Origin of the sequence: Janthinobacterium sp. (assembly GCF_009923995.1) — a bacterium.
Classification (GTDB): Bacteria; Pseudomonadota; Gammaproteobacteria; order Burkholderiales; family Burkholderiaceae_D; genus Janthinobacterium.
Window position 1 is genome coordinate 1 of record NZ_RFSK01000119.1, and the last position, 6172, is coordinate 6172.

Sequence of the window (6172 nt, forward strand, 5' to 3'; positions counted from 1 at the left end):
GCGTTCTGCTGCGTCACCTGGTCCATCTGCGCGATGGCCTGGTTGACCTGGTCGATGCCCACGCTTTGCTCGGCGCTGGCGGCCGTGATCTCGGCCATGATGTCGGTGACGCGGCGCACGCTGTCGACCACTTCGCCCATGGTGCTGCCGGCCTGCTGCACCAGGCGCGTGCCGTTGTTGACCTGTTCCACCGAGTCGCCGATCAGGGCCTTGATTTCCTTCGCTGCGGCAGCGGACCTTTGGGCCAGACTGCGCACTTCCGTGGCGACGACGGCAAAGCCACGTCCCTGTTCGCCCGCGCGCGCCGCTTCCACGGCCGCGTTCAGCGCCAGGATGTTGGTCTGGAAGGCGATGCCGTCGATGACGCCGATGATGTCGACGATCTTCGTCGACGCCGTGTCGATGGCGCCCATGGTGTCGACCACCTGGCTGACGATGCTGCCGCCCCGCTCGGCCACGCCGGAGGCGGCCACCGCCATCTGGTTGGCCTGGCGCGCATTGTCCGCATTCTGTTTCACGGTGCTGGTCAATTCTTCCATCGACGACGCCGTCTCTTCCAGCGAACTGGCCTGCTGCTCCGTGCGCGCCGACAGGTCCTGGTTGCCGGCGGCGATTTCGCCCGACGCCGTGGCGATCGCGTTGGTGCCGCTCTGCACTTCCGACACCACCTTGCGCAGCGCTTCGTTCATGCCGTGCAGCGCGCGCATCAGGTCGCCGATTTCATCGCTGGCGGCAGGACCGAAATGCGTGCGCAAGTCGCCGTCGGCCACCGTTTCGGCCACCTGCACGGCCGACTGCAGCGGCACGGTGATGGAACGGGTGATCAGCCAGGCGCAGACGCTGCCCAGGGCCACCACCAGCGCGCACAGGGTCAGCAGCAGGGTGAAGCTGCGCTCATTGGCCGCCTCGATGGCCTGCGCCGTGGCGTCGATGGCCTTGCGCTGCTGCGCCAGCAGGGCCTTGACGTTGTTCTGGTAATTGGCGGCGGCCGGGGCGAAGCTGTCGCGGTAGGTGCTTTCCGCCTGCGCTGCGTTGCCCGCCTTGCGCGCATTCATCACCACGGTCTTGGCATCCTGGTACTTGACGCGCTCGGCGATAGAGGCCTTGAAGATGGCTTTTTCTTCCTCGCTGTCGAGCAGGGCCTCGATTTTCTTCAGCAGTTCGCCGCCCTGCCTGGTGCTGTCGGCGATGGTGTCGGCGAAGACGCTCGACAGGGTTTGGTCCGTGCTGCGGGCGATCATCGAGGTGCGCGCGATGGCCGAGTAGATCAGCACGTACCAGTCCGAGACGAGGCGTTCCTTGGCCAGCGGCTTTTCCATCATTTGCCGGGTCGCGTCGGCATTCACATGGGCGCTGTACAGCGCGTACGAGGTGGAAATGACGGAGAGCAGCAGCACCAGCGCAAAACCCGCTGCCAGGCGCGTGCCGATACGAAGGTGGGAGAGGGCGTGCATGTCGGACTCCTGTCGCAGAGGGATTTAAATTGCCTGTGCGACATAGTATGCACCGATAAGTGACCAATAGGCGAGGGAAAACCACGCCAGTTCCGGCGCCTGTTGCAGTCTTGCCCGTGCTACAGGTTTAGCGCCTGGCGCAGGTCCGGCTGCTCTGCCCAGCGGGCGAAGGCGGCGGCCATGCGCTCGCTTTCCGCGATGGCGCGGCGCCAGTCGCGCATGCGTGCCGCATGGTCCTGGCCGTAATGGGGAAAGTCGCGCCGGTCCGGCAGTTTGCCGTTCGGCAGGCTGGCGACGAAGGCGGGCGAGGGCGAGACGAGGATCATGTTGTCGAGCGCGCTGTCGCCGGCACGCGCGCGGCGCCACGGCATCGCCTTGTCCAGCCAGCCCGGCACGATGTGGTCGGCGAAATGCGGGTACAGCACCAGGTCCGGTTCGCGCTGGTAGGGCAGGTGCAGATGGTAGTCGACCAGGCCGCCGTCCCAGTAGCGCCCGGGCGGGGCGCCGGCGATGCCCGTCACGGCGTCGAGCACCAGCGGGATGGAGCCGGAGGCCAGCAGCGCGTCGCGCAGGTTGTCCTGCGCCAGGGGCACGAAGTGGGAGTGAAAGGCGTCGAAGCGCGAACGCAGCCAGCTGGCGCCGTCCGCTCCCGCGTGGAAGACCACGCGTTCGAGCGAGGCGGCCAGGCGCGCCCGCGCCACGGCGTTGCCGGCCGCCGCCAGCAGGAAGCCGCGCCGGTCGCGCCAGGTGCCCGGTTGCGCCAGTGCGCCGATGCCGCGCACGGCCAGCACGCCCAGGCTGTGCTGGCCGTGCTGCAGCAGCTGCGCATCCTGGCCATCGAGGAAGGCGTCGAGCAGGGCGCGGCAGGTGCGGCTGACGTGGGCCGGCGCGGGCTTGTCCGGGTAGCGCTGGCTTACGTATTCGCGCACCAGGCGGCGCTGCGCGGCGACGGGGTCGGGAAAGACGCCGGCGGCCATGCGCCAGGCGCCGATCGAGGCGCCGACGAAGTGGCGCGGGCGCGGCGCCTGCGGCAGGAAGTCGCCGAACAGCCAGCAGTCGAGCTGGTGCAGGATCAGGCCTTTCGGTCCGCCGGCGGCGGCAGGCACGATGGCGATGTCACTGGCGCGCAGCCCGTGTTCGGCGATGCGGGCGCGGGCGCGGCGGCCCAGGCGGATGGTGATCGGTGATTGCATGGAATATGGCAGCGGGATGCAGTAGGGCAAACGGACTCTGGCTTTGTATTTTACTGCAGCATGGCGCCGCGCCCCAGTGGCGCGCGTCATGGTCACATTGTTACTATTAGTGATTTTCTTTTGAATAAGCGTTCTCTTGAGAAATATTGCATAATGCTCCGCGTTAAGTTTTTGGCATGTGCCAAGGCTGCGTGACGCCCTTTTTTTGACTGGAGCCGTATGCAATTGAATCACGCTGTTGTTTTGACCCTCGTCGCCGCTTCGCTCGCTGCCTGCGGCGGTGGCGATGCTTCCTCTCCTGCCGACCCGGCCGTCGCCGTGAACCCGCCCGTGGCGCCTGTCACGCCGCCGGTGACACCCGTTACGCCTCCGGTGACGCCCGTTACACCGCCCGTGACGCCGCCGGTGGCAGTGCCGGATCTTGGCGCCGTCAGCGCGCCTTTCGCCAAGGCCAATGTCGCGCGCTACATGGTCAATTCGGTGGGTGGCCAGAACAGCGGCGTGCTGCGCAGCGTGGTGCAGGACAATTCGGGCGCGCTCAGCGAAATTTCCGGGATCGCCCTGACGGGCGCCGATGCCGCCACGCGCAACATCAGCGGCGACGCCAGCTTTGCCCAGGGGCGCTGGATCAAGGGCGCGGTCACTTCGTCGTCCGGCAACTACACCTTCGAGGCCGTCAACGCCAGCACCCATTATGTCGTCTACAACGCCCTGGCGGCGCTGCCCGCGAGCGGCACGGTCAGCTGCGATGCGGGCGTCTTCACCGCGCCCAACTACACGGGGGGCTTGAGCGGCTGGCAGACGACCTATTTCGGCACCGCCAGCGGCAGCGGCAGCATGGTTTTCGATGCCTCCGGCGTCAAGGTCAACGTGACCATCGATACGCAGGCGGGCGGCAGCAGCGGCCAGCTGAAGGGCAGTACCGTGTTCAGCCCGTCCATGCCGGATGCGATGGCCTTCACCGGCATGTACCTGGCGAGCGGCAATGGCATGCAGCTGATGCTGGGCGACGGCGGGCCGGGACGCTATCTGCTGGTGGTCGGCTACAAGACCACGCAGGCCAATGGCGCCAATTACCAGGGCGTCGCCACCTTCCGCTGTTCCTGACGACACCTGGCGGCACCTGCTGCGCGGCGCGATGTGCGGCCGCCCGCAATGCTGCTGCCGGTCGCCGTGAGGACAACGAGGACGGCTTCAAATAAAAAAGCGGCGCCGTGCACTGCGCGGACGCCGCTTTTTTTACGCCGGCGGGAATTACCGCAGGGCGGCGATCATCTGTTTCAGCTTGCCGGAATCGACGCAGAAGGCGCGGATGCCTTCGGCCAGTTTTTCCGTCGCCATCGCGTCTTCATTCATCATGAAGCGGAAGGCTTCCTCGTTCAGCGACATCTGCACGATGTTGGCGGACGGCGCAGCTTCGGCGCTCAGCTTGCGCTCCACGGGCGCATCGCTGTCGGCCAGCTTTTGCAGCAGGTCGGGGCTGATGGTGAGCAGGTCGCAGCCGGCCAGTTCGAGGATCTGCGAGGTGTTGCGGAAGCTCGCGCCCATGACTTCGGTCTTGTAGCCGAACTTGCGGTAGTAATTGTAGATGCGCTTGACGGACTGCACGCCCGGGTCTTCCGCGCCCACGTAGTCGATGCCCGTCGATTTCTTGTACCAGTCGTAGATGCGGCCGACGAAGGGTGAAATGAGCTGCGCGCCCGCTTCGGCGCAGGCAATCGCCTGGGCCAGCGAGAACAGCAGGGTCATGTTGCAGCGGATGCCTTCCTTTTCCAGGATCTGCGCGGCGCGGATGCCTTCCCAGGTGGAGGCGATCTTGATCAGCACGCGCTCGCGCGCAATGCCAGCGTTCGAGTACAGGGCGATCAGGTCGCGGCCCTTGGCGACGGTGGCTTCCGTGTCGAAGGACAGGCGCGCATCGACTTCGGTGGAGACGCGGCCGGGGATGGTTTGCAGGATTTCCACGCCAAAGGCGATCAGCAGGCGGTCGATGATCTCGGCGGTGGAGGCGTTCGGATGGTCGCGCACGGCCTTTTCCAGCAGCGGCTTGTATTCATCCTTCTGCACGGCCTTCAGGATCAGCGAGGGATTCGTCGTCGCGTCGCGCGGCGTGTAGGCCTGGATCGATTGGAAGTCGCCGGTGTCGGCCACCACGGTAGTAAATTGCTTCAGTTGTTCGAGTTGGTTCATGGCTGCACGGGAAAGAGTGAATGGGCTTGCCGGGCTATTGTACCGAATGCGGGACGGTGGCGGCGCTTTTAACCCAAGGGCTAGAGTGACCGGGTCGGACCTTCGGGGGCCGACCCCGGTTGTGGCTTTGGGGGTAAGGTAGGCTGTACCGCCATCCAATAAACGCATCAAACTGCATGTCAGACCCGCTGGGTCTGACCCCGGATTGCCGCTCTTTAGCCGATAAACGAATCGAACTGCATGTCGAATTCCTGCAGCGCCTTTTGCGCATTCTGCATCTTCTTGCGGAACTCGGGGCCGCGCTGCAGGGCCAGGCCCACGGCCAGCACGTCGATCACCACCAGGTAGGCCAGGCGGGCCGAAATCGGCGTGTAGGGGTCGGTGTTGAAGACCAGGTCGATGGGGATCAGCACGGTGGCCAGGTCGGCCAGCGGCGTGCCCGATGGGGCCAGCACGATGACGTCGGCGCCGCCGCGGCGCGCCAGCTTCACGGAGCGGACCAAGGCGGGGCTGTTGCCGCGCTGCGAGATGGCCACCAGGCAGTCGCCGCCGCGCAGCAGGGCCGCGGCGATGCTGTGGATGTTCGGGTCGCTGTAGGCCACCGTCGGCACACCCGAGCGGAAGAACTTGTGCTGCGCGTCGGCCGCCACGATGCCCGACGTGCCCTGGCCATAGAATTCGATCTTGCTGGCGCGCGACAGGATGTCGAGCGCGCGCTGGATGGCTTCCGGGTTCAGGTTGTTGCGCAGGTCGAGCAGGGTGTTGATCGAGCGGCTGCAGATTTTATTCACCAGGTCGGCGGCCAGGTCGTCCTGCGCCGGCTGCTCGTTCGCGCCCGGCATGGCCAGGGCCAGGCCCTGCGCCAGCTTCAGCTTGAATTCATGCCAGCCGTCATAGCCCAGGGTGCGGCAAAAGCGCACCACCGTCGGTTCCGACACCTGCGCGCTTTTCGCCAGCGCCGTGATGTTCTGGCTGACCGTCTGGTTCGGCTGGTCAAGCACGGCCAGCGCGACCTTCTTCTCCGACTTGGAGAGCGAATCGAGCTGGGTGCGGATGGAGTCGAGTAGCATGGATTAATCTTCTATCGGTAACGCTGTTAAGTTCGCGTCCTTTTCACCCCAACGGCAAACTGCGGGGTCGGACCCTCAGGGGCCGACCCCGGTATTGTCGCTGTTCGGGGTAAGCGCCAAATGCTCCTGGGGGCTTGGCGCAAGGGCCATGCCTTGCAAGGCACGGCTCCTTGCGTTGCCAAACTAGTCTTCAGGCAGGGGTGGAGCAGGGGGGGCGTGGAGCACCGCTCCACGCCTGCGTAACGGTCTGGCCTTGCAAGGCCAG

5 protein-coding genes are annotated in these 6172 nt (G+C 65.8%); 1 reads left to right on the forward strand and 4 read right to left on the reverse strand.

Annotation, left to right across the window (positions count from 1 at the left end; all coding sequences use genetic code 11):
- Together EBS11_RS27780 and EBS11_RS27785 are read right to left on the reverse strand one after the other, a co-directional pair.
- Nucleotides 1-1454: methyl-accepting chemotaxis protein (locus EBS11_RS27780; RefSeq protein WP_290608665.1), on the reverse strand; the 1454-nt coding region annotated here is incomplete at its 3' end.
- A 119-nt stretch (nt 1455-1573) separates the two neighbouring features.
- On the reverse strand, nt 1574-2647 hold the full coding sequence (locus tag EBS11_RS27785) for a patatin-like phospholipase family protein (RefSeq protein ID WP_290608667.1): 1074 nt from the start codon (nt 2645-2647) through the stop codon (nt 1574-1576).
- Between the two features lie 219 nt (nt 2648-2866).
- On the opposite strand from EBS11_RS27785, the gene EBS11_RS27790 reads away from it, so the two are divergent.
- Nucleotides 2867-3754 (forward strand): hypothetical protein, encoded by an 888-nt coding sequence (locus tag EBS11_RS27790; RefSeq protein ID WP_290608669.1) that lies wholly within the window; start codon nt 2867-2869, stop codon nt 3752-3754.
- Between the two features lie 147 nt (nt 3755-3901).
- On the opposite strand, the gene tal is transcribed toward EBS11_RS27790, so the two are convergent.
- Nucleotides 3902-4837, reverse strand: a complete 936-nt coding sequence (gene tal, locus EBS11_RS27795; RefSeq protein WP_290608671.1) for a transaldolase — start codon at nt 4835-4837, stop codon at nt 3902-3904.
- A gap of 215 nt (nt 4838-5052) precedes the next feature.
- Complete coding sequence (locus EBS11_RS27800) at nt 5053-5907, reverse strand: SIS domain-containing protein (RefSeq protein ID WP_071075885.1); 855 nt, start codon at nt 5905-5907, stop codon at nt 5053-5055.
- Nucleotides 5908-6172 lie beyond the last annotated feature (265 nt).